Genomic DNA, 23616 nt, shown 5'->3' on the forward strand with positions numbered 1-23616 from the left:
ATCCCCGGAGGGCAGGACAGTGGAAAAATATGATGTGGTGATCCTCGGCGGGGGCAATGCGGGGATGGGTGTTACGGTGGCTACGCGCGCCGCCGGCCTGTCGGTGGCCATGATAGAGGCACGCGACCTCGGCGGCACTTGCCCCAATCGTGGCTGCACGCCGAAGAAGGTCCTCGTCGCGGCGGCCCACGCGCTCCATGAGATCGAACAGGCCAATCGGCACGGGATCACGGTCGATACGCCGAGGCTCGACTGGCGAGCCCTGATCGACCGTGAAAAGGATATGATCAGGGACATTCCCTCCCGCCTGTCCGGACTGATGGCCGAGCGCGGCGTCGATGTCATCGTCGGCGAGGCCGCGTTCATCGGCAGCAATACCATCAGCGTCGCCGGTCGCGAGCTTGAAGCCAGGAACATCGTCATCGCAACCGGTTCGAAGCCGCGTTCACTGCCAATTCCAGGCGCCGAGCACCTGACCATTTCGGACGATGTCCTGAACGACCGGTGCTGCCCCGCGCGGTGGTGTTCGTCGGCGGCGGCGTCATTGCCTTCGAACTGGGCCACGTTTATGCGCGCGCCGGCGTCGACGTGACGATCCTCGAAGCACTGCCGCATCTGCTCGGAGGTTTCGACGCCGATGCGGTTGCCCGGATCCGTGGCGCGAGCGAAGGCATAGGCATTCGTATCCGCACACTGGCCTGGGTCAAGAGGATCGATAAGGTCGACGGGCGGTTGCGCGTCACCTTTGTGGCGGATGGCGTCGAGTGCGCCGTGGATGCGGACAGGGTTGTGAATTGCGCCGGACGTGTCGCCAACGTCGAGGGGCTCGATCTCGGCGCCGGCGTCATCGCGCATCGCGAAGGCCGCATCGAGATCGATGATCATCTGCGCTCGCGTTCCAATCCTGACGTCTACGTCTGCGGCGATGCGGTGTGGAATTCTCCGCAGCTTTCGCCAGTAGCGACCTATGAGGGCGGCATCGTCGGCCGAAACATCGTCGATGGGCCGAGACACCGGCCGGACTATAGCCAGATACCGGCGTGTCTCTACACGGTCCCCGCCCTGGCCAGCGTCGGGCTGACCGAGGCCAAAGCGAAGAGCAAGGCGTTGGCGTCAGGGTCCATGTGAACGACATGCAGGGCTGGCTATCCGCGAGGACCTATGCCGAGACCGTCGCGTGGTCGAAGGTCATTGTCGAGGAGACCGCGGACAGGATCGTCGGCGCCCACATGGTGGGCCATGCCGGCGAAGAGTTGATCCATCTTTTCGCGCTTGCCATGAAACACGGCATCACGGCATCGCAGCTATCGGACATGGTCTACGGCTTCCCTACTTTCGCCTCGGATGTCAGGAACATGATGTAACGAATTGAGCGGAGGCAGCGAACAGAATATGAACCTCGCTTGTGCTCGATGCACGCAGAAATGGCCGCCGACGACCAGACAATGACACTTGAACAGTCCGTGCAGGCTGCCGTCGAACTCGATGCGCCGTTGAATGAGCGGCTGGAGGTGGTCGCAAGGGCTGTTCGCCGCCTCAACGGCGATTTTGCCGATGCGGTCGATCGCCTGGTGTCACGCTTGCAGGAGCAGGGGGCAGGGGCGATGGCGCCGGCGCCTGGCGATCTCATGCCAGCCTTCCTCCTGCCTGACGACAGCGGCAAACTGATCGGATTGGCGGACCTACTGAAGCAGGGGCCGGCAGTAATAATCTTCCAGCGGGGTCACTGGTGCCCTTATTGCCGCTTGAATGCGATCGGGATCGTAGAGTCCAGGAGGAGATTGCCGCACTGGGTGGCCAAGTGGCGGTGATCATGCCCGAACGACGCAAATTTGCGAAGGCGATGAAGACTACGGTAGGTGCCCAGTTTCCATTCCTGACCGACATGGACAATGGCTATGCGCTCTCACTCAACCTCGCTATCTGGGTCGGGGCTGAAATGGAACGGTTGATGGGAGTTGGTTATGATCTCCCTAGCTATCAGGGCAACAGCAGCTGGTTCCTGCCGATCCCGGCGACTTTCATCGTGGGCACGGACGGGCGGATTACAGAGCGCTTCGTCGATCCGGACTGCCGCCGGCGAATGGACATCGACGACCTGATTATGGCGCTCAGGCGGGCTCGCTAACGCCAAATGGCGACCAGTCGGTCGATCGCAACAGGTTGAGCAGCGTCGTGGCGACCGGCGAACGATGCCGGCCAGCGACCGCGTAAACGGCGACCTCGCGCGAAATGTCGACATCCCGCAGCTTGAGTCTGCGGACACTCGACGAGCGTGGCGCTGTCGTGGAGACGAAGCCCACACCGGCGTTGGCCTCCAGCAGCGCCAGTAGGTCGTGGTCAGTCTCGACCTCATGGGCGGCCTGAGCCGTGAACCCTTTCGCAGCGAGGCGACGCGACAGCTCCTCGCTTGTTTCCCAATCGATCCGGCTGAGCACCGGTTCTCCGGCAAGCTGATCGAGCGCAACGTCGGATTCGTTGCGACGGGCGAGCGGATGATCGGAATTCACCACCAGCTCGATCTCCTCCTGGAAGAGCGGCCAAGTGTCGAGCCGATCCCAAGCCGCCCCCAGCGGGCCGGCCACCGCCAGCTCGACGTCACCATTCTTGAGCGCATCGACGACAGCGGTCGGCGAACCGCGACTGATCTTGAGATGCACACCGGGATAAGCCCGAAAAAGCTCCGTAAACGGCGAAACCAGCAGCGCTATGTTCACGCTGTTGGAAATGGTGACATTAAGCGGTGCCACGTCGCTGCTTTGCACTGCTTTGGCGAGTGATTTGGCGGACGTGGCGGCATCATAACATTGCTGCAGCAAAGGCAGCATGCGCCGGCCCAGTTCGGTCAGGTGAGAATGCTGGCGCTCGCGCCGAAGGAGCTCTCCACCCAGCTCGTCCTCAAGTGTCTTGATGGCGCGCGTCAATGCCGGTTGCGTAACGTTGCACTCTTCCGCCGCCCTGGTGAAGTTCAACGTGCTGGACAGGGCCAGAAAATAGCGGACCTGCTGCATTTCCATGAACCTTCGCCCCCCTCAGCGAAATCCGATTCGTCAGCAATAGCTAATTTGCGCCTATGCTAACGCAACAAGGGGCCGAGGCAAAGGCAGGAGCACGTTTCCTCAGATGTTGGCCGATTTCGACTTACTGATTGAGATCATTTAGATGTTTGTCACAATGTTACAAAGTTCATTGCAAGCTATTGATTTCATTGACACGAATTAGAGTTCAATCCTCTCCCTTTGGATTAGCTGGGAGAAAGTTACATCGGCACCGACATGGCTCCGCCACTTGCTATCTGTAAGCCAGCTTTTCTGGAAAGCTGATTGATCGGACAAGGGATACACAAATCCAGAAACGGTCCCTACATTGCCCCGTTGTTAACGAGTTGTCCGTTAGAAAATCTAAAGTGTATCCGCACAAATCAATTAAAACTGAATATATCCATATCATAAATCAGAAGTTTTCTTGTTTGAACAGTCGTTGAGATTGGCGACCAGCTTTAAGCTACCTGCTTCTGCCGACTTGTGAGCCATCATCACGAAGACGAATATCCTTATTGGCGTTTATCGCTTTGGTCCTTTTTCCCCTGAGGGCCGATCGCTCAAGAGGAGATCTCGAGATGGACGGGTATGACGAATCGATGTTCGACGACCTTGCCTTTGATGAAGCGGAAGGCCCCGCCGACAGCTATGACGAATTCGACGAAATGGACGAAGGCGATGGCTTCGAAGCCGCCGACGAAGGCGACGAGTTCGACGAAGGCGACGAATTCGAGGCCTCGGGCTTCGACGAGATGGACGCCGGCGATGAATTCGATGCTGGCGACGAGTTCGACGAAGGCGACAGCTTCGACGAAGGCGATGAATCTGACGACGACGCTTGGGACCAGGCCATGAGCTATGCGCTTGCGGCAGAGGACAGCGACGAATTCTTCCGCCGCATTGCCCGCGGCATTCGCGGCGTCGTTCGCACCGTCCGGCGTGCCGCTCCCACCATCGGTCGCATCGCACGCGCAGTCGCGCCCGTCGCCAGTCTCATTCCCGGTGTCGGCACCGCTATCGGCGGTGTCGCCAATGTCGTTGGCCAGTTGATGGCGGACGAGGCTTCCGAAGACGAGGCGCTCGACGCTTTCGCGGAGCTCGCGGTCCGCAACCGCGCCGCCATTCCCCTGGTCGCAGGACTTGCCACGAGACGGGTGCTTGGCCCGGCAGCCGCGCGTATGCCGGCAGCCGCGCGCGTTCAGGCGGTTCGCACCGTGCGGCGCGCCGCCACCCAGCTTGTGAACCGTGGCGGGCCGACCGCGATCCGCGCGCTCCCTCGCATAGCCAACAGCGTTCGCCGCACCGCCGTCACCCGCCGCACACCGGCCTCCGTCCGGCCGCTGGTGCTGGCGCGCACCGCGCGTCGTGTCGCGGCCCGTGGACATGGCCTTCGCCGGCAACTCACTCTGCCCTTACAGAGAGGGCGCCAGATCGTGCGCCGCACTGCGGCGGCTGTTCGCGCCGGCATGGCCCCCGCACGCAACCTGGCGCGTGTTGCCGGGCGTGCCTTAGGCGCTGGCCGAGCCTTGGGCGGTTGGCCGGGCGGTCCAGGTGGATATGGCCAAGGGCACAGACGACGTATTGTGATCCGTGGTCCGGTCAGCATCACCATCCGGCCCAACTAACAGCCGTTGTTGCAAGAACAGTCGTTGCAAGAAGAAGGATCGCGGCGATGCGCACGGGTTCTTCGACCAGGCGATTCCTGGATACCAAGCTGCGGGCCCTGAAGGCCCGCGCCCAGCGCCTGAACCGTTTGACGCCCCGGCGCATCGGCCTTCGTCCCGAAGACCTGCCCTATGCGCCGTCGAGGGCCCACTTCCACGCCGCCAACAAACGGCTGGCCGCCATCGGCAACGCCATCAACAGGCGGATCGTCGAGATCGAGCGCGGCTGGCCGCCGGCGACGGCGCAACATGCCCTTACCCAGATGGCGATGCTCGACCATAGTGTCGACCGGCTGCGCCGGACTTTCGGCATGTTCTTCGAAGTGATGTCGCAGCGCGGATCGGCATTCGCGCCGGCGCTCGCCGCGCATGACGAGATCGCGCTCGATTGCTATGCAGTCGTCCGCCAGGCCCTGCCTGATGTGTTCGGCGGCCCCCTACTGAAACCGCTGACCTATTTGGAACATGGCTATTCTCCAGCCACGCAGCGCCGCGGCGTGGCACTTGCCCGCCTGCTCGGCGACAGCAATCCGTTCCCGGTGATCCGGGTGCCGTGGGATCGCGACAATCCCTGGCAGTCGGTCTTCCTTCATGAAGTTGCTCACAACCTGCAGGCGGATATGGGCCTCTGGCAGGAGAACGCGCAAGCGGTCGCCAACCGGCTCGCCAGCATGCGGTTCGATCCCATGGTGGTGACGATCCTGCGCCGCTGGCACAAGGAGATCTTTGCCGACCTCGCGGCGCTTCTCCTTGGCGGAACGGCGTCAGTATGGGGCATGATGGAGTTTCTCGCTCATCCGGGCGCCCGCGCGCTGACCTACCGTCCCGGCGGTGCGCATCCGACGGGTTGGATACGTGTTCTCATTTTGACGCAGATGCTGCGCCGAATGGGTTTTGCCGACGAGGCGAGACGTGCCGAACGCGTCTGGCGGGGTCTCTACAATCCGGCCCGCGGCCACAGGCTGCCGCCGGTCCTACTCGCATCGGTCCCTCGCGTCATACCGGCCGTGGTCGACGAGATCGCCTACCAGCCGCGACGCGGCCTAGGCCAGCATGCGCTGGCCGACGCCATCCCCTTCACCCGGGCCGACGAAGCGCGCATCCGCCAAGGCGCAATCCTGATTGCGGCGGGACGGATGCCCGACCTGCCGCCCCGCTTTCTCGTGTCGGCCAGCCGTTTCGCGCTGGAGGCCGGCGCAGAGCCGGACGCCATTGCCGCGCTCGTCTTTAGAAACCTGGCCCAGCGTCAGGCAAACCGACGGCCTACTGCGCAACCGTCCCCAGCCGCACTCGTTGCATGAGGAACTGAATCATGGTCGACGCAATCCCAACCGCCGCCAACTCGGTCTCGAAATTCCGCTCTCCGGCTACTGTCGCTGTGGACAATCTGCTGCGCAAGACGCTGCGCGTGAGCGATCCCCGCGATCCCAACCAGATCGCCAATGCCCTGTTGAACTTCTACCCGGAGGAGGCGGACCGGGACCGTCGCGAGCGCGCCGGCCTGCCCTATTCGAGCGTGCCCGACTATGTGCCCGTGGCCCAGAACACCGGCCCGTCCTCGGTCGAGCTGGCGCAGGCGCAGGACGACCTCGAGCGCGACCTGCAGACGCTTTCGACCTCTTCGCCACTGAAGGATATCCGCGTCGAGATGATCGGCTGGGGCCGCGCCATCAGGCAGATCGCCAATGACGGGCTGGCCGCCGCCCGGCTCGCCCTTGATTCGGTCAATCACGACCGTGCCATGTCGGCGCGCCGTCAGCTCGGCGAATATTCGCGGCTTGCGCGCTATGTCGACACGTTGACCGACGGCAGCGCCATCCTTTTCCGACGCTTTGCTCAGAGCTGCGATGTCCTGGCTGCCCTCATTCTCGTCGCCATCGGTGAAGGCTTGGCTTCGAACGGCATCACGCGCAGCACCTCGATCGTGCGCTCGGCGGCTGGCGAGCTGCAGGCGCGCCGCAACGCCGTCATCATGGCGCTGCGCACCTTGACCGGCTCGGTCGAAACCTCTCTCGGCCAGGAGGACTGGCCGCGCGGAATCGAATCCTACCGTAACCTCGTGCAGCAGTTGGAGGCCGGCGGCCAGGCGGATCTGCGCGCCCTGCTGGAGGAAAGCGCGCTGTCGCAGGCGATGGACGACTTGGTCGACCTCTCGACCGGGGCGAGCGTCGAAGGGCTGCGTGAACTATCCACCGCGTCCGCATTATTAGTTCACCGCTTCCAGCGCCTGATCCAGTTCGGGCAGAGCTCAGAGGTTCCGATCCATTTGCCGATCACCTTGAGGTCGCCGGAATCGCCGCCGCTAGTGACGTTCGTGTCGAGCCTGCAGCTGTTTGTCGATGCCTTCGTCTCGCGAGGCAGCTCGCGGCTGCTTTATGTCGCGCGACCGCCGATCATCGTCTACGGCCTCTATGGCGCAGGCGGCCCTGACACGGGCGCCGTCCGGCTGATGAACCTGACTATCGCGCGCGGCGTGCTATTAGAGCAGGTCGACTGCTTCGCCGGCTGCGGCTGCGACGACGACAATGTCAAGTGTCAGGTCCTGCTGGACTACATACTGTTCCTGGTGGATAGGGCGATCGATCTCTATGCAGTTGGCACCGATCCGGACGGTCGCGGCGACCAGGAAAGGCGGGCCACGGCCGTCGGCCTTGCCATCGACGCGGTGCTGAATCTGATCTACCCGGCCAAGGGAGTTCCCGTGCTTTCGTGCGATTTCAGCCCTAAGCTGAAGGACAAGCTCCACGAACTCGCCTATGACTTGCTCAGGCCGTTTGGCGGCCTGAATCCAGGGGCCTGGCACGCAGATCTGAAAGTGCTCATGGTCCGCGAGCTGCGCATCGCCTACCAGGCGGAAGACCAGACCGAGCGCCTCGTGCGTTCCCTGACGCCGCAATGCGATCTGGATGTCTTCAGCTTCCAAGACAACCGATCACTAATCCGCTGGATGATCCGCTCAGTCCTCCACAACTCGCTGGGTTCCAGTGCCAGCCTGCCGAACCCGGTCCAGATGCCATCACCGATCGCAAGCTCGATGGCGAGTATGGGACAGAACCGTCCCGATTATTGGTCGGCCTGAGCCCGGTCGGAAAGGAGCAGAACAATGGCTGCGAAAATCGCTTTCCCTTATGATCCAGTCAACAAATTCCATGCCGGGATAAAGGCACGCTTCGAGGCGGCAGCCGAAACGCCGCAATCGATCGACCGGCTGACAGACGTGGTCGACACCGGCAGCATGGGAAACCAGGCGGCTGTCGGCAAGGTCGCCGACGCGATCGACCGCCTTCATGACGACGGGCCGGGAAAGCCGGGCTTCGACCGGCTGGCCATGGGGGTCGAAGCCGTGGCGGCCGGTCTAGTCAATCAGCCGAGCGCCGATATGCTCGACAAAAAGCTGACCGCGATCGGCGATGCCCTCAACGAGCTGCACGGGACCGTGCAGTCGCTCGGCCTACGCGACAAGGACAATGTCACTGCCCTCTACGCTGCCGCGGTCGACACTAGCGGTGACATCGTTGGCCGCACCAGTGCGGGGCAATGGCTCAATCTGGCGAAATTCAACTCTCTGCAAGACATTGTGAAGTTCAACAGTCGCAAGCCGCTGGAAGTCCGGCGCCAGGATTTCATCGATCAGGTGCGTGCTGTCGATCCTGTGCCGTCAGGCCTCCCGGCTGTCGTCACGGACGGCGAGCTGGCGCGCTTCTTCGAGCTGGCACCGGCTGTCCTCAAAGCGATCAACGACAGCCAAGTTGCCTCGTCCACACCGTCAAGCGCCCAACCACCGCCAACCCCAACAGCCTGAGCGCATGAGCCGCCAATTCGAGCAAGATGAGGTCTGATTATGGCTAGTGAATCCAACCAGGTCATCCAGCGGCTGTTCCAGCGCTTCTTCAGGGACGAGCTGTCCGGATTGTCGCCCGCCGACCGCGCCGCTTTCGAGAGCGAATTCGAGGATCGCTACGGCGATTTGCTCGCACGCTCGTCGAGCACCACGACTACCAGCTTCGCCGATCTGGTCGGTTTCGGTGACGGGCCTATCAAGCCGTTCGATTCGCTACAGATGCCGTTGCTGCGCAACGACTTCGACGAATCGATCATCCCGCCGCAGCTGCAGGCGTCGGCCGAACTCTATTACATCTATCAGATGGACCGCATGAAGCTGTTCCAGGTGGTTGATGTGCTGCGGCGGCTGTTCCAGAACGGCCAGATCCGCATTCAGCGCGGCCCCGGCGCGCGCGGGCTCTACATCCTCGAGAAGTGGCGGCCGATCCGCTACAAGCGCCGCGACCGGCTGATCGCTTATCGCCGCGTTTTCAACTACGGCCGCGCCCCCGTGCCGGCAGGAGCCATCGTCAACCGCAGCTTCCACTTCATGCTGGTCGCCTTCATGAACGCGATGTCGCAGTATTTCCAGGACTTGACCATCGGCCAGGTCATTCGCGGCTCGGCCTCGATCGACGATCGACCGTTCGCCGCGCTAGCCACGGTGCAGCGCGTCGGCACCGACCTACGCTACCATCTCGACCGCTCGAGCTACGGCAACATCTTGGCCCTGACCCGGGAAACCGGACAGTATGTGCAGCAGATCTTCGAACTGTTCGACGCGCCAGACATCAAAAAGTCCTTCGACGCCAATACCAAATGGGACGTTATCGAGGCCGTCGCTAACCGGCACCTCGGCGGCGCCGCCGAAATGTCGCAGCGCGCCAAGATGGCGGACGCGGGACGCCGGGTCCTGCAGTATATCGCCGAGAACGATTTCCGCACGACGATCACGCCAGCCGAATTCGATGCCGACGCCAAGAAGATGGGCTCCCAGGCCGATGCCTGGCTGGCAGCTTACCGCTTGACGCGCGAAGGGCGGCGTTTCCCGGGTCTCGATGGCGACCGGGTGCATTGGTCGTATGGACTCAACCGAAACACCGCCTCACGCATCGCAGCCTGAACCGTTCGCCGGGATGAAGAGTGTCAGCGATGGACCACCATCTTTCTCTTCCCGGGCGCTTCACGCCCAAGCCGCCGAACATCGTCATCGACGCGCCGCTGGCGCTGTCGCCGATGGGGTTGCTGATAACCGTGGTGCTTTCCCAGTCCGCGCGGGTGTGGCTGCCGCGCGGCTTCTACACCTTGCTCGATAATGACGAATATTATCGCCACCGGCCAGACCAGATGGGCGGCTCCTGGCTCAGTCCGGAAACGAGAGATGCCTGCCTCAATGAGCTGGCGCTGGAGCTCGAACCATGGCGGCGTGCTTGGCAGAACGGCCGGCTGTCGTCGCGGGTGCATTGGATCGGCGACGCGCAATATGAAAGCGCGCTGCCCGAACGCGAGGAAACGGCGCTGTTGCCGCGCTTCGAAGGCTGCTGCGCGGCACTCGAATCCAGGCTCGGCGACCAGCTCGGCACCGCTGCTCCGCTAGATGAGTGCGCCCGCGACGTGATTGCGCTCTCGGCAGCCCTGCAACCGGACAGCGCCTACATACTGACCATGGCCGGCACGGCGGGCAGTGGCAGGCCGCCGCTCTGCGACTATCTCGAGAGGCTGGAATTTCCCGCAAAGCACCACCCCGGCGCCTTTCCAGGCTGGTCCAGCCCGGCATTCTGGCCGGCGCTGGCTCCGCTTGCCGCCAGTGGCCGCAGCGCCGCAATCGTGCAGATCGTGGCGCCGGTCATACTGGCGCTGCCCGACGGCTGGACCGAAACCGACTGGGCGCTGGAAGACCCGGCCGGCCAAGACGACGAGACGCGTGATGATCCGTGGCGTAATGCCTGCGCGCTTTGGCATGAGCTGGCGGCAGCGGAGGCCGCAGCGTGAGCCCGCCCCGCCTCAATCCAACGCACGGCCTGCGCACCAATGCGCGCGACCTGGTGATGATCAGCGTCGCCGGCCAGGTCGCCTCACCGACCGAGAGGGGAACACCCTGGCGCATCGGATATGATGGCAGGCCGCGCTCGCTGCCGGGCACCGGTGGCATCGTGCTTAACCACCGCGTCGGTGACCCTTGCGTTGGCCTCGCCGGAGACCATGTCGAGCCGGCGGTGTCGATACGCAACGAGGCGCGCGCCGCCGGCGGTAGCCCGGACGCCGCCAATCAGGCGCTGCAGAGCTATTCTTGTGTCGGCAACCATGCCATCGTAACCACCGGTCGCGCCGCCGGGGCACGTGGCGTGGTGACCGGCAAGCATGGCGGCGTCGACACGGTGCTGATCGATTTTCCTGTTCCGGCAATGCGGCAGATGGCGATCGGCGACCGCGTCCAAGTCTGGGCCTACGGGCTTGGCCTGCGCCTGACCGACTATCCCGACGTGGCAATTTGGAACTGCTCGCCGCGCCTCCTGGCGCGCTGGCGGCCGGTTGAGCGCAACGGCCGCATCCACGTCAAGGTGACGCACCGTATTCCGGCCCGTGTCATGGGCTCAGGCCTTGGCCGCAACAATGTGCTTCGCGGCGATTACGACATCCAGATGTCGGATCCGGGCATGGTGCGGCGCTACAAGCTCGGCTCGCTGCGTTTCGGCGACATTGTCGGCATCATGGACGCTGACAACCGCTACGGCCGGTCGCGGCTGGAGGGGCATGTGTCGGTGGGGGTCATTGTCCACAGCGACAGCACCGTCGCCGGCCATGGTCCGGGCGTCGTTTCGCTGCTTTCGGCGCCGGCCTCGCGGCTGCAACTCGAAGTGTCGCCGGACGCCAATATCGCCCGCTATCTCGACATCCGCCCGCTGCAGCCGGCGCGGCCGTCGTTTCCGCTGCCGACAGTCCAGCAGAGGGAACGGACGGTGGCGCGGCTGCGCGAACGGGCGATGGCATCGAGCGCCAGGGCTGAAACCGGCTTTGGCTGACCGCGCCCGGAACAGGCGAAGAAGCATAGGAAGAAGCACAGGGAAGGGAGCCGGCATGTCCTATCTTGACGAACAACTCGATGCGCTGGTCGAGGAGGCCACCCAGGCGGTCGGTCATCCCAGGCCTTGCGGCTGTGCGCGCTGCCGGCAGCGGCAGCCGTTCCGCGCCGTCGAAGTCAGGCGCCGGCATTTCCCCAGCTGCGGCTGTGGGGGCTGCAGCGGCGGTGCATCTTTCGACGAGGCAGCGGTGCGGCGGGCCCGGCCGGCACGCCGCCAGACATCAGCCAGGGCGGCTGGACGGCAACTGCCCGGCTGGCGCGGCTGGACGCGGCCGGTCTCGCTGGCTGCCATCGACGCGGCGCGGGCTGCCGTAGGCCGCGGTGACCCCGTCGATTCGCTGCTGCGGCCCTTCCTGGCGACCGGGCCACAGGTCTACCGCATCACCCGCGCCGGAATCGACCGAAACCGCCCGCTGAGCATCGGCATGACCAAGGCCAACAGCTCGATCGCGCAGCGGATCATCGAGCATTACCGGCAGCCGAGCCGCGCCGATCCCAAGGTCAACGCCGCGATTCGCAACTTGCCGCCGGGTCAGGTTCTGGTCCAGGCCGCACGCCTGACCCGCCAAGGCATGCATCCGCGGCGGGCGAGAAACTATGAGGGCTGGCTGCAGGACCGGGAGCGGCCGCTGCTCTACGACCCCAACAGCACCACATTCGATGAAACTGGCCTGATCCGCTGAACCAAGGGAGGTCCCGATGCACGGGCAGATCGCATCTCGTTCAAGGTCCGTATGGGCCAATCTCGACGCAATCGTCCTGGAGGAGGTCAGGGCCCTTCGCCCGCCGGCACCGCGCGCCGCTGCGGCACCGGCGGCCGAGGCAGAGGCACCGTTTCGCTCTGACGAGGAGTTCATGCACCGGGCGACAGCCTATCTTGGCGGACGCGGCGAGGAAGCGTTTCGGCTGATGGAGCGCCTGCGCGACATGCTCGGCCTTGATGAAGCTTGGGAAGCGCCTGCTGACCCAACCGATGAAGGCCAAGCCAGTGCGGCCGAGTTCGAGAAGGACAAGCCCTCGGGAATCGATCCCCCTGAGGTCGAACCAGGGCCAGAAAAATGACACTATTCGGTGAGCTCCCTTTCGCGCTCGACCGTCTGGCCGACGAGGCGGACTATGCGGTGGTCGGGCCGACCGACGGCCGCGCCAGGGTTGCGCATACAAACCGCTTCCCGCACAGCGCCGTCTGCCACATCGAACGTGATTTCGGCGACGGCAGGCTGACAGGCTGCACTGCCTTCCTGATTTCGCCAACGCGCCTGCTCACCGCCGCGCATTGCATTACCAGTCCCATCCGGCAGCGCCTCGGTCTGCCCAATCTTGCGGTGCGCATCCGTGTCACGCCGGGGCGCGCGTCCCGCGACGCCAGGCCCTTCGGCTGGCAATGGGCCAAGCAATGGCGCGTCAACCCGCCCTACCGCCGCCGCCCGTCAGCGTTGCACGATGTCGGGCTGATTGAGTTGGAGCGGCCGTTTTCGCCGTCGCCGGGCTTCTTCCGGCTGTGGTCGCCCTCCCGCCAGGATATTGAAAGGCTTCGCGCCTCACGCTTGCTCCACATTTCCGGTTATCCGGCCGACAAGCCGGAGGGCACACAATGGGAACATTCCGAGCGCCTCGATCGGGTCACCGAACGGCAACTCTTCTACAGCGTCGACACCTGCCCGGGCCATAGCGGCGCGCCTGTCTGGATTCATCGCCAGCTGGGCGGCGCGCCCTTCGTCATCGCGGTTCACACGGCCGGCCCGCGACCCCATTCGGGAGGCGCCTGGGGTTGCCGACCTGGTGTGCCGCTTGCGCCCGCCGGATTGTTCAACCGTGGCGTCAGGATCATACCGGACCTTCTGCGCTCGATCCATGCCAGTTTCGGGCTGGGAAAGTGACGAGCTCGATTTGATTTTTGGAGTGCTAATATTCGGGAAGGTGGTATAGTTCATCGTTAGGGCATCAGTGCAGCATTAAATAGTGGTCGCGCCGGGGGTCTCGGCGGTGCGATGATTTTGTTGGGGCACCGCGGGGGTGCATTGTAGTGATTTTCTTGCCAACCAAGGCGTTCGGCCATGTCCATGCGTGCCGAGAACTTGCGGAAACTCGCCGATATCGCTGACGAAAATCCTTCGTCTCGGTCTAATGAGGCGAGAAACAGGTCCAGCTTCAGCGTCAACGGCCATCCATTGATCGCAATCCGCGATTTGGACAATGACGGGCGCGGCGGCGCGCGTGCTAATGCGCATTTCCGCGTGCCTGTAGGCCACATGATGTGTGCCGGGACGCGCTATCTGATCTACGATGCGGACGGTGGGCCCGCCGCTTCCTCCGGCCTGCCGGGTTCGCCAGCTGAGATCTTGACGCGACGCGAACTCCAGATTGCCTTCTTGATCTCGGACGGCAAGTTGGACAAGGAGATAGCCAGACAACTCGGCATCAGCGGCTACACCGTGCGCGAGCACATAAGGCGGATTTTCGCAAAACTGAATATCGGGCGGCGTTCGGCAATTGCTTCTTGCGTCCTAGCTGGTCGGCCCGATTATCGCCAAGACCATGGCCTTTAGGGCTTCAACGACATAGTCCAATTCGTGATTGGCGGGCTGGGGTTTTCCACTGACGGACGCTAGATTTTGGTCCATGGCGATGCTCGTCACAATGTTACAAAATAGTGCAGAAGCCATTGAAATCATTGAATTCGATCAGAGTTCAATCCTCTCTCGCAGCACCAGATTTCCCGGCTTTCTAGAAGGGCTTCGATGCCGCGCTGTGCCCAGCTGCCGAGGGTTGCGCGCCCCGGTTGTGGCACAAATCCGGCTCAGTATGTCGGCTAGGTTTCTGCCGCTGAAGAAGCGAGCGCGCAGGGATGCGCAAAGGGGGCCGGATCGACTGCTGTCGGGGCCGTGTCTCTGTTTAAGTTCGGCCACCGGGTGGCGAAGATTTTGCCAATCGCGCGTTTGAAGCCTATGCTTCGATATCGGCCGCCAGTGCTTCGGATGCAGCCGACAGTGAGAGGGTACGTGCTCTTGCCCGTCCGGGAGAGAGCAGTGCCCCAGTCCCTTCCTCGCAATCATGTATTGAAAGCCCTCTCCCCGGGGGATTTCGCGCTGTTGCGGCCGTCAATGCATCGTGTCCAACTGAACCTCAAAGCCCAACTGGAACTCCCGTATCAGCCGATCGAGCATGTGTATTTTCCAGAGGAGGGTATCGCTTCGGTGGTCGCCACCATGACTGGAGGGCGGCAAAGTGAAGTCGGGATCGTTGGCTATGATGGGATGACAGGCGTTGCCGTCATTCTCGGCCAAGACAGCTCTCCCAATGAGACCTATATCCAAGTCGCAGGCAATGGCTGGTGCCTGCCGGTTGAAAATCTTCGTCCTGTGATTGCAGAGAGCCAGTCCCTTCGCGCGTCACTGCTTCGCTATGCCCACGCCTTCCTTGTCCAGTCCTCCCGGACGGCACTGGTCAACGGCCATTCCAAAATCGAGGAACGGCTGGCCCGCTGGTTGCTGATGGTCCACGACCGGACCGAAGGAAGTAAGATCTACCTGACGCATGAATTTCTGGCGACCATGCTCGGCGCTCGGCGCCCCGGGGTCACCATCGCCCTCCAAATGCTTGAATATCGGGGGCTGGTTCACGCCAGGCGCGGCGAGATCACAATCGTCGACCGTGCCGGAATGATAAAGCTCACACATGGTGCCTACGGCGACGAGGAGCAACGTCACTTCGGCCCAGCCTCCGCCTAATTGTCCGATATCAGACATAAGCTTGAAGGCCGCCGCATGTTAGACGAAAGTCGTATTGGTTGGCAGGGAGGAACTGTTGATGAGCAACACTTTTCACACAGTCACGGTTGAAGGGGCGGCGGAGGCCTATGTCCTTTCCAGAGGCAAGGCTCGGTATCTCTCGATCGCACAGGCGATCCGCGCCATTCGAACACTCATGCCGGCTTGCAAGGCCACTAACCACGAGTTGGAGGAGATGCTGGCGGCAGCATGCGTGGTTCACGGCGTGCCCGTCACCTTCGACGCCAAAACAGCCGACGGCCTAGAACCACGGCTCCATTCGTAGGCCGGAAATGTCCGCGCCGATGCAGAAGCCAAATTCATTGGATGTTCGGCAAGCGATTGTCCGCTACCTCATCGATAATGTCGACAAGCCGAGCGTTTCGATATTCGAAGTGACCAGCGCCGTGAGGAAGATGTTTCCACTTTGCGAACTCACGGATTGGCAAATTGGCGATCTCATTGCGCGAAGCGCCATCGACGCGGGATTTGCGATCGATTTCGATGCGGCCCCCTAGACGCCTGTAGCAGCAGTGTGGCGTTACGGTTCGCGCAGTCGCCTCGGTCTCTCACGGCGGAACTAGGCTGGTAGCGCACATCGTTCGGGACGATGGGCCGCAAGTTCAATCCTGCCATTCCCGATCAGCGAAATTAGAGGCTTAGTAATCCCGCATTCGTTTAACCTGACGCAACCGGTGGGGCGGCTGCGGGCGCATGGCATGAGGCCGCCCGCGAACGCGCCCGCTCACGGCTTGGTTTCTTCCTGAGGAGGCGCGTTTGGAACCGGACAATCAGGGTGGGGCCATTTTTCACACGGAGAGGGCTTGTCGCTAGCGTCGCCATAACGTTCCACGAGTTTTGCGAAACCGTAGGCGAAGGCGGCAAGAAGCGCCAGGATAACCACTATTCGAGCGGCCATACGGGATTGTAGCAGGATCTCGCTTAGGATTGACCCCAGCACCAGTTCGCGCTCTGCAGCCTGCCCGTCACTTTTTGCGAAACTTGTTTGTCCCAAGCATAGTGGTAGGCGGCGGCCATGATGCAGGGCAGCCCGATACCGATCAACAAAACAAACCGACCCCACCAATCAATGGAACCAAGAATTGCTCCGCACCGTTCAGGTAGTAAGCAACCCGTGGCGGCAGCAATCAAGCACCGCAGCTGAAGGTTGCTCGGAGGCTAATATGGGAAAGCAACTTACATCGGCTGCGGCAGGCATCCTTCTGCTCGTTGGTGTCAGCGCCGCCGCCGCTCAGGACGTCATTATTCAACCCGAGCAGGACATTGTGATCCGCGAATACGTGAAAAAGAAACCGGTGGCATCACTCAGCCTTCCCGGCGTGGAGCTCAACATCGGCACAGCTTTGCCCGAAACAGTCGAGCTTTACGAGGTGCCGGACGTTCAGTACCGCTACGTGGTCGTTGAAGGCCGAACCGTCCTGGTCGATCCAGGTACCCGCAAGATTGTGAAGGTCTACGACTGACGTGACCCCTCACGCTGAAGCCCGTCATGCCGAGAGGTGCGGCGGGCTGGCGCCTTCTCAAGCGCGGCTTGGATTTCTTCTGTGATGGGGCTTTCCGGCCTCACGCTCGACCCCAAGCAGATCATACAGCGTGGCGATCAGGCTCTTGTATTCCTCAATGATATCGACAGAGAAACGCGCGAGTTGAACGGCATCGCCCCAATCGTGTGACGCTTCCCAGGCGATCATGTCGCGGCAAACCTCAATCTGTTGGTCGCGGATTGCTATCGGCATTGGTTGGACGCAAGCGCCATGCTCCCGATCAAGGGCCGTCGTCTACACGCTCGGCTATGGCGAATGCCTGTAAGTTTTTGACCTTTCCATGGTCCTGGTCGGCGTTGGCGATAATCGAAAAGAACGCGGCTCGGGCGATGTCCTTCTTTGACGCGTGCGGGTGCTCTTTCCTTGCCGCCTTCAGCAGTTGTTTCGGCGTCATATCCGGCGTCACGATCCGCATCATAGTATCGCTGATCGCCTGCAATTCGGCTGCATCCATTGCGACAACGCTCCTTCTTTGGCTCCCCACTGCCAAGTCTAGCAGAGCGCCTTTATGAGCTGAAACTAAACTTCACGCTACATGGAAGCCTCGCCGGCGCGTTCCGGCTGGCCGGCTGTCTCATACGGGCGAAAGCAGCCCTTCGCCAGAAGGGCGTTAACCAGCCAGGCCGGGCAGTGCCGCTCCGCAATGGGGCGGAGAGACAGAGAGAAGAAGCCGCGCCGAGAGTTTCAGTCTTCCTTCAAATCTTCGGCTTCGTCTTTGAGCTTGGTCCAGTCGGCACCATGTTTACGCAACAAAGCGCGCGCCTGTTTCGGCGAGACGTCGGTAATTTCAGTCGGGTGCTCTACCTCCAGCTCTTGCCCCTGCACCACGCGGCTCGCCTCCTTCTTTTCCTTCTTTTCTTTGGTAGCCATCTCTGTGTCCTTCTCCTGCATCATCGGATGAACGAGGACTGAGAAGTGTGGTTCCGGCTCGCGCATTGTCGTTCGCCGGCTTGAGGTCCGGCCGCAGTTGGTCGAGGCGGGCGGTTGTTTGTGACAGTTTTATGACCCATCATGCGGTGGGGTCCCTCCGATTACCGTGAAGCGACCCTGCGCGAGGCCATCATGCAGGAAACGGAACTGAAGCTCGAGCTTTCGCGGTCGGGTGCAGGGTCGCTCCTGAAGAAAAATCCGTTCGGATCCTCGCCCACCATTCTTCAGCAGAGATCCATCTATTTCGACACCCCCGGATGGGATCTGTCCAAGCGCGGCCTGTCGCTTCGCATTCGGCAATCGGGAAATGAACGGATACAAACCGTCAAAGCCGGCGATGGCGCCGCGGCCGGATCGTTCACACGCGAGGAATGGGAGCGACCGGTCGTCGGCGATGCACCGATACTTGACGATCCGCAGATCCGAGACCTGCTTGCAGGGGCTGGCTCAAAGCTCGCGCCCTTGTTCGAGGTTCATGTCAAACGGCATTCCTGGAATGTGATTGATGACGACGCCACGGTCGAGGTCGCTTTGGATATCGGCAAGGTCGTTGCAGCCGATCGCGAGTCGCCGCTCTGTGAGATCGAGTTGGAAAAGAAGGCGGGCCCACCGAGAGCGCTGTTCGCGCTCGCCCGGAAAGTCGACCTGATCACGCCGGCGCATCTCGGGGTGATGAGCAAAGCGGAACGGGGCTATCGTCTGCTTGGCCCGGCGCCCGGTGCTGCGAAAGCGGCTCCGACCCCGCTCACGTCCGACATGAGCGCAGCAACGGCTTTCGCGTGCATCGCCGCGGCTTGTCTCAGACAGTTTCGTCTCAATGAGGCGGCGCTGGGCTGGTCCGGCGATGCCGAGGCCCTGCACCAAGCTCGGGTGTCGCTGCGACGGTTGCGCTCCCTATTCTCGATCTCCAAGTGCTTGTTCGATGACAGCCGTTTCGACCACCTGCGAGAAGAATTCAAATGGCTTACCTCGGAACTTGGCGATGCGCGCAATATCGACGTGATGATCGACCGTGCTTCGAGCGAGGCTCTTTCAAGCTGCCTTCGTGAAGCACGCGACGAGGCCTATGCGGCGGTCGAAGCATCGCTCTCCTCAACGCGCGCCCGCTCCTTGATGATCGATGCCACCGAGTGGATCTCCATCGAGGGCTGGCGAACCCAATCGGACGAAACGTTGCACGTGCAGTCGTCAACGGATTTCGCCTCGATGGTATTTGATAAATTTCGGAAAAAGGTGGCGAAGGACGGCGACAACCTCATCGATGCCGATGACGAGAGCCGCCATAAAGTGCGCATCGCCGCAAAGAAACTGCGCTATGCGGCGGAGTTCTTCGAGCCGCTTTACAACAACAAGACGGAAGCCAAACGCCATCGACGGTTCATCAAGGCCCTGAAGGACCTGCAGGATCATCTCGGAAGCCTCAACGATATCGCCACCGCCCCCGATATGCTGGCAGCGCTGGAGCTTTCGGACGTGGCTGGTGCGAAGGATCTCTTCAACGCTGAAGAGAAGTCCAAGCTTCTTGAGGACGCCGCGGAAGCGCACGACGCCTTTGTCAACACGAGGCACTTCTGGCGTTGAGGCAGCATGCAGAACCATAGGGACCGACGAAGCTCTAGCACCGCTTGCCAGCAGGCTCGGCTTGGATTTCTTCCGTGATGACTTCGAAGCGGGTGAGCCGGGAAAGACCGAAGCTCGTCGAGATGGCGACGTCATTCGCATCACATCCCGTCGCCATCAAGATTCTGCCTATGCGAGGCTGGTTATGCCGTGCATCAAAGGTGAACCAATGGCCGCTGAGATAGGCTTGGAACTATGCGTTGAAATCCATGGGATACGGCATCGGCGCCATCCCGATGTCGCCGAGATAGCCGGTGCAATATCGCGCCGGAATGTGCATGTAACGGCAGCGTGATTGCCAGATGTGCAAAATCACGACCGACGCCGGCGAGCAAACTCCGGATTGCCGCGAACCGAAAACATCAGAAGATGCTAATTTTTGTTGGTGCCGGCTTCCATCGCCACCTTGACCTCCACCGTCATGCCGAGAAAGCTCGACGCGCTGCCGGAGTAGCTTCCAGAAAGAGGGATGGCTTGCCCAGGATGCCTGGCCACAGCCACCCTGATCAGATCCCGGTTGCCGACAATGCCATTGGTGGGGTCGAACTCGACCCAGCCCGCGCCAGGCAAATAGACCTGGCACCAGGCATGCGTCGAACCGCCGCCGAGGACAGAAGCACTGTCGCGGTTCGGCACATAGACATAGCCGGTCACGAAACGGGCGGCAAAACCGAGCGAACGAACCGCTTCCATCATGAACAGCGCAAAATCCCGGCATGTGCCTCGACGCAAGTGCAACGTCATGAGAGGCGGCTGCGTCCCTGATTCAGTTCGACGGGAATACACAAAGCTCTCGTGGATGGCGTAGCAAAGTGTCATCAGCAATTTGCCCGTCTCGGTGTGCCCTTTGGCACTCACGAACTGTCGTGCCCATTTGCCGATCTCGTCGCCGTCATCGAGATGATGGCGCTCGATGGTTTGGGTGAGGTCGGTCGCCTCATCGGGATCATAGGAAAAGGGATAGCTGAGCGCTGCTTCATCGATGCGGAAATCAGGCGCATGCTGCGGCGTGTGATCGAGCCGAATATCTGTCACGAAACGCAGTTCGTCACCCGAGGCCTTGAAGTCGATTACCGCAACGCAGTTTCCGAAAACGTCATGGATCCAGCGAACCTCTTTCGGCTCGGGGTCCACGAACAGGGCGTGATCCAGAAGTCGCTGATCGAAACTATCGCGCGGCCTGAACATCAGCCGATGCTCGCCGAACGTCACCGGTTGCGTGTAGCGATAGACGGTCGTGTGCTTGACTGAAAAGATCGGCATTGGCTTGCGTCGACCACCTGCGATATCAGCGCAATCATATAATCTTTTTCGATGCGCAGCAGACAAAATGGGGGCTTCCGCCTCGCCACGGCCGCATCAGGCCCGCTAGGCCTTTTTGCAATCTCTAATTGGTAGACTCTCTCAATGCCCCGGAAGTTAATCGTTGCGCCCAAGGAGGGGCCAAGGCGAGGAACGTCGCAAACGGGAGGAAGCAAAATGAACGAAGACTACGATCTGGCCATAGACCACGACAAGCCTTACGAAATAGCTGCTTTCGCTAAAAAGCACGGCCTTACGCTACGCGCTGCCGAGCTGATCCTTTTCGCCTATAGCCCGTCCCGAGCGGCGTGTGATACTGCCGCAACGGCTTTCCTCACGGCCGTCGCCGCACAAGCCAAGCGACAATCGGCGCGCTAGCTCTCGTTCCGAAAATCCTGGAGCGGCGGGTGGCGCAGATCACCCGCCACCGTCGCCTACACATCGCCCGTCGCTCATTTCGGAGCGGCAGGCTTGGAGGATTTTGCAGCCAAGCGGAATCACTTGACGTCGCAGAAATGCGGCTGAAACAAATAGATCGAGCGGGATGCCCAGTTTCAATTTGAACGCATCCCGCTTTAGGACTGTCGAGGCGCCGATCGACGGCGCAGCCTCGATACTGAACGCTCAGGTGAGGCTTCTGGACCAATCATCTATCTGGCGCTCTGCCTCTTCCTTGGCGATCCCATACCGCTCCTGAATGCGGCCTGCGAGTTGGTCACGATTGCCCTCGATGCGATCAAGGTCATCGTCGGTAAGGTCACCCCATTGCTCCTTGGCCTTGCCTTTGAACTGCATCCATTTTCCCTTGATTTGATCCCAGTTCATGAATTCCTCCTTTGTTGTCCAGAGGAAATGCAACTGGACACCACATGTTCCCGACAGCGGATCGCCGATGACGATTATTGCCCATGACGATTATCATTGGCGACACAGTAAAAGGCCGCCGGCCGGAGCCAGCGGGCGAATTGGAGCAGGATGGGAACGATCCGCGTCTTTGAAATCACACTCGGCAGAAACGTCCCTCAGCCGGATCAGCTGGCGCGCGCCAAGGCGATCGATATGACGTTGTCTGCATCCGCCCCCGGTAGATCGAACAGCATCGGAAGTTGGCGGGTCATGGCCATTTCAACGATCAACTCTTCGATGGAAGCCGTCGGCAGATCGGTCTCGACACTATTCGAGATCATCGAGGCAAGCTTGTGGACTGGCACTGGTGCCGACTTCGCACGGTCGTCGAGCAACCTGCTGATTTCGATTACAACGTCTGCGTCAATGCTCTTTGGCAATTCGCGCATGGCTTTTCCTCCCTGCTCATATCATGCGCGTGCCAGAGGGCTGAGTCTCGAAAAATCGGACGTATGGACTTAGCCAAAGGCGTGCGCCAGTCCGGTTGCTTTGGCCATGTGTTCGGGCCTGCGGCGAAAAAGCGCTTTGGTGTCGCATGCAGCAACGAATTCGCCCGTTTTGCGTTGGCCAATTATACATCGTGAGCAAACGTGACCAAAGGAGAGTAAGCATGACAGCCGACGCGGCGAAGCTCTATCCCCGCCACCGGGATCGGATCTCCGGCAGCGAGGATTATGTAGTAAGGCATTTTGCCCGGCAAAACGGCATCACCCCAGCGCAGGTCCATCAGTTGATCAAGAGATATGGAAGCAACCGCGCCAGGCTGGTGGCTGCGGCGAAGGAACTTCGCACGTCGCTTCGGCCGGATGTTCCCAAGGCCATGCTCGCCCCGGGGCGCCGCGCCGGACGTCTCAGCGCCGGCGTCGATGCCAGAAATGGCTTAGAAACGCGGTGAGGAGACTGCTGAAAACAATCCAGCCGACGACTTCGCTTTCAGACCTTTCAATCCTGGCCGCAGTCGCCAGCTGCTGTTCGCGATCACTTGCTTTGATGGTCGCCTCCAGATCGGATCGGCTGCCGTGTCGAACCGAGTAGGCTCGTGTAAATTCGGCGCCCAACAGAAAGATTTCAGACGAATAAAAAACCCACAGCAGCACGACGAGCAGTGCGCCGGCTGCGCCGTATGACGATGCGGTCGCGCTGGCTCCGATATACCAGCCGATCAGCGACTTGCCGACCGTGAAGAGAAACGCCGTCAGCACGGCGCCGACGCCAACGTCGCGCCATTGCAGCGTGCGGTCGGGCAGGACCTTGTAGATTGCCGCGAACAATAGCGCGATCAGGGCAAACGAGACGATCTCGTTGATTGCACTCAGGATAAGGGCGCCGAAGGGCAGATATGCGTTGATGATTTCGCCAAGCGCCGAAATTGCGGCGCTCGCGACCAGCGACACCAGCAGCAGGAAGCCAAGCGCCGCGACGAGCCCAAGGCTTGCGGCGCGGGCCCGCACAAGGCTGGAAATCGATGTCTTACCAGGTTTGACTTTCCAGATTTCGTTCAGCGCAAGCTGCATTTCGCCGAACACGCCGGATGCGGTAACGAACAGCGTGACGAGCCCCAAAATGCTGGCAAGAGTTCCCGCCTTTTTGTGTGACGCGTTCTCGAGTGTCGCTTGCAAAAGCTCGGCGCTCTGCGGACCCATCAGCCCCGACAGCTGGGCCGAAAGCGCCAGTTGCGCCGCATCGTTTCCGAAGGCCATGCCAGCGATGGCGACAACGATGAGCAGGATCGGCGCAAGCGAGGTCGTGGCATAAAACGCCATCGCTGCCCCGTGGCTCAAGGCATTGTCATTGATGAAGCCGACAATGCTCTCCGCAAGCAGCGCCCAGCCCTCTTTCGCCAGATTCCACATGTTTTGCCTCACCTGCTTCTCAAGCAAGTAGAAGCAACACGCCAGCGGACCAGAGCAATAA

The 23616-nt window shown here is 61.4% G+C and carries 31 protein-coding genes and 1 pseudogene; 23 read left to right on the plus strand and 9 right to left on the minus strand.

All coding sequences use genetic code 11. The features are described 5' to 3' along the window. The first annotated feature begins 34 nt into the window (after positions 1-34). Genes AC0NIE_RS12945 through AC0NIE_RS12965 form a run of 5 tightly spaced genes read left to right on the plus strand, consistent with a single transcriptional unit; the run spans position 35 to position 2128 of the window. Positions 35-592 (plus strand): FAD-dependent oxidoreductase, encoded by a 558-nt coding sequence (locus AC0NIE_RS12945; protein WP_473488554.1) that lies wholly within the window; start codon positions 35-37, stop codon positions 590-592. Beyond that, positions 505-1128, plus strand: a complete 624-nt coding sequence (locus AC0NIE_RS12950; RefSeq protein WP_473488555.1) for an FAD-dependent oxidoreductase — start codon at positions 505-507, stop codon at positions 1126-1128. Before AC0NIE_RS12945 ends, AC0NIE_RS12950 begins: the two co-directional genes overlap by 88 nt. Before the next feature lie 5 nt (positions 1129-1133). Then, a complete protein-coding gene (locus AC0NIE_RS12955; protein WP_473488597.1) occupies positions 1134-1364 on the plus strand; it encodes a hypothetical protein in 231 nt (76 codons plus the stop codon). 60 nt (positions 1365-1424) lie between these two features. Then, positions 1425-1811, plus strand: a complete 387-nt coding sequence (locus AC0NIE_RS12960) for a redoxin domain-containing protein (RefSeq protein ID WP_473488556.1) — start codon at positions 1425-1427, stop codon at positions 1809-1811. Beyond that, positions 1802-2128 carry a thioredoxin domain-containing protein gene (locus tag AC0NIE_RS12965; RefSeq protein WP_474046998.1) on the plus strand — a complete coding sequence of 109 codons (327 nt, stop codon included), beginning with the start codon at positions 1802-1804 and terminating at the stop codon, positions 2126-2128. Before AC0NIE_RS12960 ends, AC0NIE_RS12965 begins: the two co-directional genes overlap by 10 nt. Here AC0NIE_RS12965 and AC0NIE_RS12970 read toward each other — a convergent pair. After that, the gene (locus AC0NIE_RS12970) at positions 2112-3017 is read right to left on the minus strand and encodes a LysR family transcriptional regulator (RefSeq protein ID WP_473488558.1); all 906 of its coding nucleotides are present in this window, start codon (positions 3015-3017) and stop codon (positions 2112-2114) included. The two genes, AC0NIE_RS12965 and AC0NIE_RS12970, sit on opposite strands and share 17 nt — an antisense overlap. Positions 3018-3619: 602 nt before the next feature. On the opposite strand from AC0NIE_RS12970, the gene AC0NIE_RS12975 reads away from it, so the two are divergent. The 15 genes from AC0NIE_RS12975 (at position 3620) to AC0NIE_RS13045 (ending at position 16863) form a co-directional block, all read left to right on the plus strand. Next, on the plus strand, positions 3620-4666 hold the full coding sequence (locus AC0NIE_RS12975) for a hypothetical protein (protein WP_473488559.1): 1047 nt from the start codon (positions 3620-3622) through the stop codon (positions 4664-4666). Positions 4667-4713: 47 nt separating this feature from the next. Then, on the plus strand, positions 4714-6006 hold the full coding sequence (locus tag AC0NIE_RS12980) for a hypothetical protein (protein ID WP_473488560.1): 1293 nt from the start codon (positions 4714-4716) through the stop codon (positions 6004-6006). 11 nt (positions 6007-6017) lie between these two features. Next, on the plus strand, positions 6018-7784 hold the full coding sequence (locus AC0NIE_RS12985) for a hypothetical protein (RefSeq protein ID WP_473488561.1): 1767 nt from the start codon (positions 6018-6020) through the stop codon (positions 7782-7784). Between the two features lie 24 nt (positions 7785-7808). After that, positions 7809-8507: a hypothetical protein gene (locus tag AC0NIE_RS12990; RefSeq protein ID WP_473488562.1), complete on the plus strand. Its 699-nt coding sequence runs from the start codon at positions 7809-7811 to the stop codon at positions 8505-8507. A gap of 39 nt (positions 8508-8546) precedes the next feature. Next, the gene (locus tag AC0NIE_RS12995) at positions 8547-9650 is read left to right on the plus strand and encodes a hypothetical protein (protein WP_473488563.1); all 1104 of its coding nucleotides are present in this window, start codon (positions 8547-8549) and stop codon (positions 9648-9650) included. A gap of 29 nt (positions 9651-9679) precedes the next feature. Then, positions 9680-10519, plus strand: a complete 840-nt coding sequence (locus AC0NIE_RS13000; protein WP_473488564.1) for a hypothetical protein — start codon at positions 9680-9682, stop codon at positions 10517-10519. Beyond that, positions 10516-11550: a DUF4438 domain-containing protein gene (locus AC0NIE_RS13005; RefSeq protein WP_473488565.1), complete on the plus strand. Its 1035-nt coding sequence runs from the start codon at positions 10516-10518 to the stop codon at positions 11548-11550. The genes AC0NIE_RS13000 and AC0NIE_RS13005 overlap by 4 nt, the downstream gene beginning before the upstream one ends. Positions 11551-11605: 55 nt before the next feature. Further along, entirely contained in the window at positions 11606-12292 is a 687-nt protein-coding gene (locus tag AC0NIE_RS13010) for a hypothetical protein (protein ID WP_473488566.1), read from the plus strand. A 16-nt stretch (positions 12293-12308) separates the two neighbouring features. Further along, positions 12309-12671: a hypothetical protein gene (locus AC0NIE_RS13015; protein ID WP_473488567.1), complete on the plus strand. Its 363-nt coding sequence runs from the start codon at positions 12309-12311 to the stop codon at positions 12669-12671. After that, entirely contained in the window at positions 12668-13489 is an 822-nt protein-coding gene (locus AC0NIE_RS13020; RefSeq protein WP_473488568.1) for a trypsin-like serine peptidase, read from the plus strand. The genes AC0NIE_RS13015 and AC0NIE_RS13020 overlap by 4 nt, the downstream gene beginning before the upstream one ends. A 177-nt stretch (positions 13490-13666) precedes the next feature. Continuing rightward, on the plus strand, positions 13667-14158 hold the full coding sequence (locus AC0NIE_RS13025) for a response regulator transcription factor (RefSeq protein ID WP_473488569.1): 492 nt from the start codon (positions 13667-13669) through the stop codon (positions 14156-14158). Between the two features lie 480 nt (positions 14159-14638). Beyond that, on the plus strand, positions 14639-15340 hold the full coding sequence (locus tag AC0NIE_RS13030) for a Crp/Fnr family transcriptional regulator (RefSeq protein WP_473488570.1): 702 nt from the start codon (positions 14639-14641) through the stop codon (positions 15338-15340). 79 nt (positions 15341-15419) lie between these two features. Next, positions 15420-15665 carry a hypothetical protein gene (locus AC0NIE_RS13035; RefSeq protein ID WP_473488571.1) on the plus strand — a complete coding sequence of 82 codons (246 nt, stop codon included), beginning with the start codon at positions 15420-15422 and terminating at the stop codon, positions 15663-15665. A 7-nt stretch (positions 15666-15672) separates the two neighbouring features. Then, entirely contained in the window at positions 15673-15897 is a 225-nt protein-coding gene (locus AC0NIE_RS13040) for a hypothetical protein (protein WP_473488572.1), read from the plus strand. Between the two features lie 666 nt (positions 15898-16563). Continuing rightward, on the plus strand, positions 16564-16863 hold the full coding sequence (locus AC0NIE_RS13045) for a DUF1236 domain-containing protein (RefSeq protein WP_473488573.1): 300 nt from the start codon (positions 16564-16566) through the stop codon (positions 16861-16863). A 57-nt stretch (positions 16864-16920) separates the two neighbouring features. Here AC0NIE_RS13045 and AC0NIE_RS13050 read toward each other — a convergent pair whose 3' ends face one another. From AC0NIE_RS13050 to AC0NIE_RS13060, 3 genes are all read right to left on the minus strand, one after another. Further along, complete coding sequence (locus AC0NIE_RS13050; RefSeq protein ID WP_473488574.1) at positions 16921-17136, minus strand: hypothetical protein; 216 nt, start codon at positions 17134-17136, stop codon at positions 16921-16923. Positions 17137-17164: 28 nt separating this feature from the next. Then, on the minus strand, positions 17165-17398 hold the full coding sequence (locus AC0NIE_RS13055) for a hypothetical protein (protein WP_473488575.1): 234 nt from the start codon (positions 17396-17398) through the stop codon (positions 17165-17167). A 230-nt stretch (positions 17399-17628) separates the two neighbouring features. After that, on the minus strand, positions 17629-17880 hold the full coding sequence (locus AC0NIE_RS13060) for a hypothetical protein (protein ID WP_473488576.1): 252 nt from the start codon (positions 17878-17880) through the stop codon (positions 17629-17631). Between the two features lie 126 nt (positions 17881-18006). Between AC0NIE_RS13060 and AC0NIE_RS13065 the strand changes: the two genes are divergently transcribed. Continuing rightward, positions 18007-19455: a CYTH and CHAD domain-containing protein gene (locus tag AC0NIE_RS13065; protein ID WP_473488577.1), complete on the plus strand. Its 1449-nt coding sequence runs from the start codon at positions 18007-18009 to the stop codon at positions 19453-19455. A 34-nt stretch (positions 19456-19489) separates the two neighbouring features. Here the strand turns inward: AC0NIE_RS13065 and AC0NIE_RS13070 are convergent. Further along, positions 19490-19820 (minus strand): annotated as a pseudogene (locus AC0NIE_RS13070) (transglutaminase-like domain-containing protein); the annotation flags it as partial. Positions 19821-19866: 46 nt separating this feature from the next. Further along, a complete protein-coding gene (locus AC0NIE_RS13075) occupies positions 19867-20757 on the minus strand; it encodes a transglutaminase family protein (protein WP_473488578.1) in 891 nt (296 codons plus the stop codon). Positions 20758-20973: 216 nt separating this feature from the next. Between AC0NIE_RS13075 and AC0NIE_RS13080 the strand changes: the two genes are divergently transcribed. Next, positions 20974-21174: a hypothetical protein gene (locus tag AC0NIE_RS13080; RefSeq protein WP_123147414.1), complete on the plus strand. Its 201-nt coding sequence runs from the start codon at positions 20974-20976 to the stop codon at positions 21172-21174. Positions 21175-21420: 246 nt separating this feature from the next. Here AC0NIE_RS13080 and AC0NIE_RS13085 read toward each other — a convergent pair whose 3' ends face one another. Together AC0NIE_RS13085 and AC0NIE_RS13090 are read right to left on the minus strand one after the other, a co-directional pair. After that, positions 21421-21621, minus strand: coding sequence for a CsbD family protein (locus AC0NIE_RS13085; protein ID WP_095483513.1), 201 nt, complete (start codon positions 21619-21621; stop codon positions 21421-21423). Positions 21622-21827: 206 nt separating this feature from the next. Continuing rightward, positions 21828-22091 carry a hypothetical protein gene (locus tag AC0NIE_RS13090; protein ID WP_029348484.1) on the minus strand — a complete coding sequence of 88 codons (264 nt, stop codon included), beginning with the start codon at positions 22089-22091 and terminating at the stop codon, positions 21828-21830. 221 nt (positions 22092-22312) lie between these two features. Between AC0NIE_RS13090 and AC0NIE_RS13095 the strand changes: the two genes are divergently transcribed. Continuing rightward, positions 22313-22597 carry a DUF3606 domain-containing protein gene (locus tag AC0NIE_RS13095; RefSeq protein ID WP_123146639.1) on the plus strand — a complete coding sequence of 95 codons (285 nt, stop codon included), beginning with the start codon at positions 22313-22315 and terminating at the stop codon, positions 22595-22597. On the opposite strand, the gene AC0NIE_RS13100 is transcribed toward AC0NIE_RS13095, so the two are convergent. Further along, the gene (locus tag AC0NIE_RS13100; RefSeq protein ID WP_123147415.1) at positions 22554-23555 is read right to left on the minus strand and encodes a YihY/virulence factor BrkB family protein; all 1002 of its coding nucleotides are present in this window, start codon (positions 23553-23555) and stop codon (positions 22554-22556) included. The two genes, AC0NIE_RS13095 and AC0NIE_RS13100, sit on opposite strands and share 44 nt — an antisense overlap. Between the last annotated feature and the right edge of the window lie 61 nt (positions 23556-23616).

Source organism: Mesorhizobium sp. WSM4842, assembly GCF_055901575.1.

Excerpts from the sequence above, each read along its gene's own strand:
- AC0NIE_RS12955 (WP_473488597.1), top strand. The coding sequence starts at position 1,134 with ATGCAGGGCTGGCTATCCGCGAGGACCTATGCCGAGACCGTCGCGTGG.
- AC0NIE_RS12960 (WP_473488556.1), top strand. The coding sequence starts at position 1,425 with ATGGCCGCCGACGACCAGACAATGACACTTGAACAGTCCGTGCAGGCT.
- AC0NIE_RS12970 (WP_473488558.1), bottom strand. The coding sequence starts at position 3,017 with ATGGAAATGCAGCAGGTCCGCTATTTTCTGGCCCTGTCCAGCACGTTG.
- AC0NIE_RS12975 (WP_473488559.1), top strand. The coding sequence starts at position 3,620 with ATGGACGGGTATGACGAATCGATGTTCGACGACCTTGCCTTTGATGAA.
- AC0NIE_RS12980 (WP_473488560.1), top strand. The coding sequence starts at position 4,714 with ATGCGCACGGGTTCTTCGACCAGGCGATTCCTGGATACCAAGCTGCGG.
- AC0NIE_RS12985 (WP_473488561.1), top strand. The coding sequence starts at position 6,018 with ATGGTCGACGCAATCCCAACCGCCGCCAACTCGGTCTCGAAATTCCGC.
- AC0NIE_RS12990 (WP_473488562.1), top strand. The coding sequence starts at position 7,809 with ATGGCTGCGAAAATCGCTTTCCCTTATGATCCAGTCAACAAATTCCAT.
- AC0NIE_RS12995 (WP_473488563.1), top strand. The coding sequence starts at position 8,547 with ATGGCTAGTGAATCCAACCAGGTCATCCAGCGGCTGTTCCAGCGCTTC.
- AC0NIE_RS13000 (WP_473488564.1), top strand. The coding sequence starts at position 9,680 with ATGGACCACCATCTTTCTCTTCCCGGGCGCTTCACGCCCAAGCCGCCG.
- AC0NIE_RS13010 (WP_473488566.1), top strand. The coding sequence starts at position 11,606 with ATGTCCTATCTTGACGAACAACTCGATGCGCTGGTCGAGGAGGCCACC.
- AC0NIE_RS13015 (WP_473488567.1), top strand. The coding sequence starts at position 12,309 with ATGCACGGGCAGATCGCATCTCGTTCAAGGTCCGTATGGGCCAATCTC.
- AC0NIE_RS13020 (WP_473488568.1), top strand. The coding sequence starts at position 12,668 with ATGACACTATTCGGTGAGCTCCCTTTCGCGCTCGACCGTCTGGCCGAC.
- AC0NIE_RS13025 (WP_473488569.1), top strand. The coding sequence starts at position 13,667 with ATGTCCATGCGTGCCGAGAACTTGCGGAAACTCGCCGATATCGCTGAC.
- AC0NIE_RS13035 (WP_473488571.1), top strand. The coding sequence starts at position 15,420 with ATGAGCAACACTTTTCACACAGTCACGGTTGAAGGGGCGGCGGAGGCC.
- AC0NIE_RS13040 (WP_473488572.1), top strand. The coding sequence starts at position 15,673 with ATGTCCGCGCCGATGCAGAAGCCAAATTCATTGGATGTTCGGCAAGCG.
- AC0NIE_RS13045 (WP_473488573.1), top strand. The coding sequence starts at position 16,564 with ATGGGAAAGCAACTTACATCGGCTGCGGCAGGCATCCTTCTGCTCGTT.
- AC0NIE_RS13050 (WP_473488574.1), bottom strand. The coding sequence starts at position 17,136 with ATGCCGATAGCAATCCGCGACCAACAGATTGAGGTTTGCCGCGACATG.
- AC0NIE_RS13055 (WP_473488575.1), bottom strand. The coding sequence starts at position 17,398 with ATGGATGCAGCCGAATTGCAGGCGATCAGCGATACTATGATGCGGATC.
- AC0NIE_RS13060 (WP_473488576.1), bottom strand. The coding sequence starts at position 17,880 with ATGCGCGAGCCGGAACCACACTTCTCAGTCCTCGTTCATCCGATGATG.
- AC0NIE_RS13065 (WP_473488577.1), top strand. The coding sequence starts at position 18,007 with ATGCAGGAAACGGAACTGAAGCTCGAGCTTTCGCGGTCGGGTGCAGGG.
- AC0NIE_RS13075 (WP_473488578.1), bottom strand. The coding sequence starts at position 20,757 with ATGCCGATCTTTTCAGTCAAGCACACGACCGTCTATCGCTACACGCAA.
- AC0NIE_RS13080 (WP_123147414.1), top strand. The coding sequence starts at position 20,974 with ATGAACGAAGACTACGATCTGGCCATAGACCACGACAAGCCTTACGAA.
- AC0NIE_RS13085 (WP_095483513.1), bottom strand. The coding sequence starts at position 21,621 with ATGAACTGGGATCAAATCAAGGGAAAATGGATGCAGTTCAAAGGCAAG.
- AC0NIE_RS13090 (WP_029348484.1), bottom strand. The coding sequence starts at position 22,091 with ATGCGCGAATTGCCAAAGAGCATTGACGCAGACGTTGTAATCGAAATC.
- AC0NIE_RS13095 (WP_123146639.1), top strand. The coding sequence starts at position 22,313 with ATGACAGCCGACGCGGCGAAGCTCTATCCCCGCCACCGGGATCGGATC.
- AC0NIE_RS13100 (WP_123147415.1), bottom strand. The coding sequence starts at position 23,555 with ATGTGGAATCTGGCGAAAGAGGGCTGGGCGCTGCTTGCGGAGAGCATT.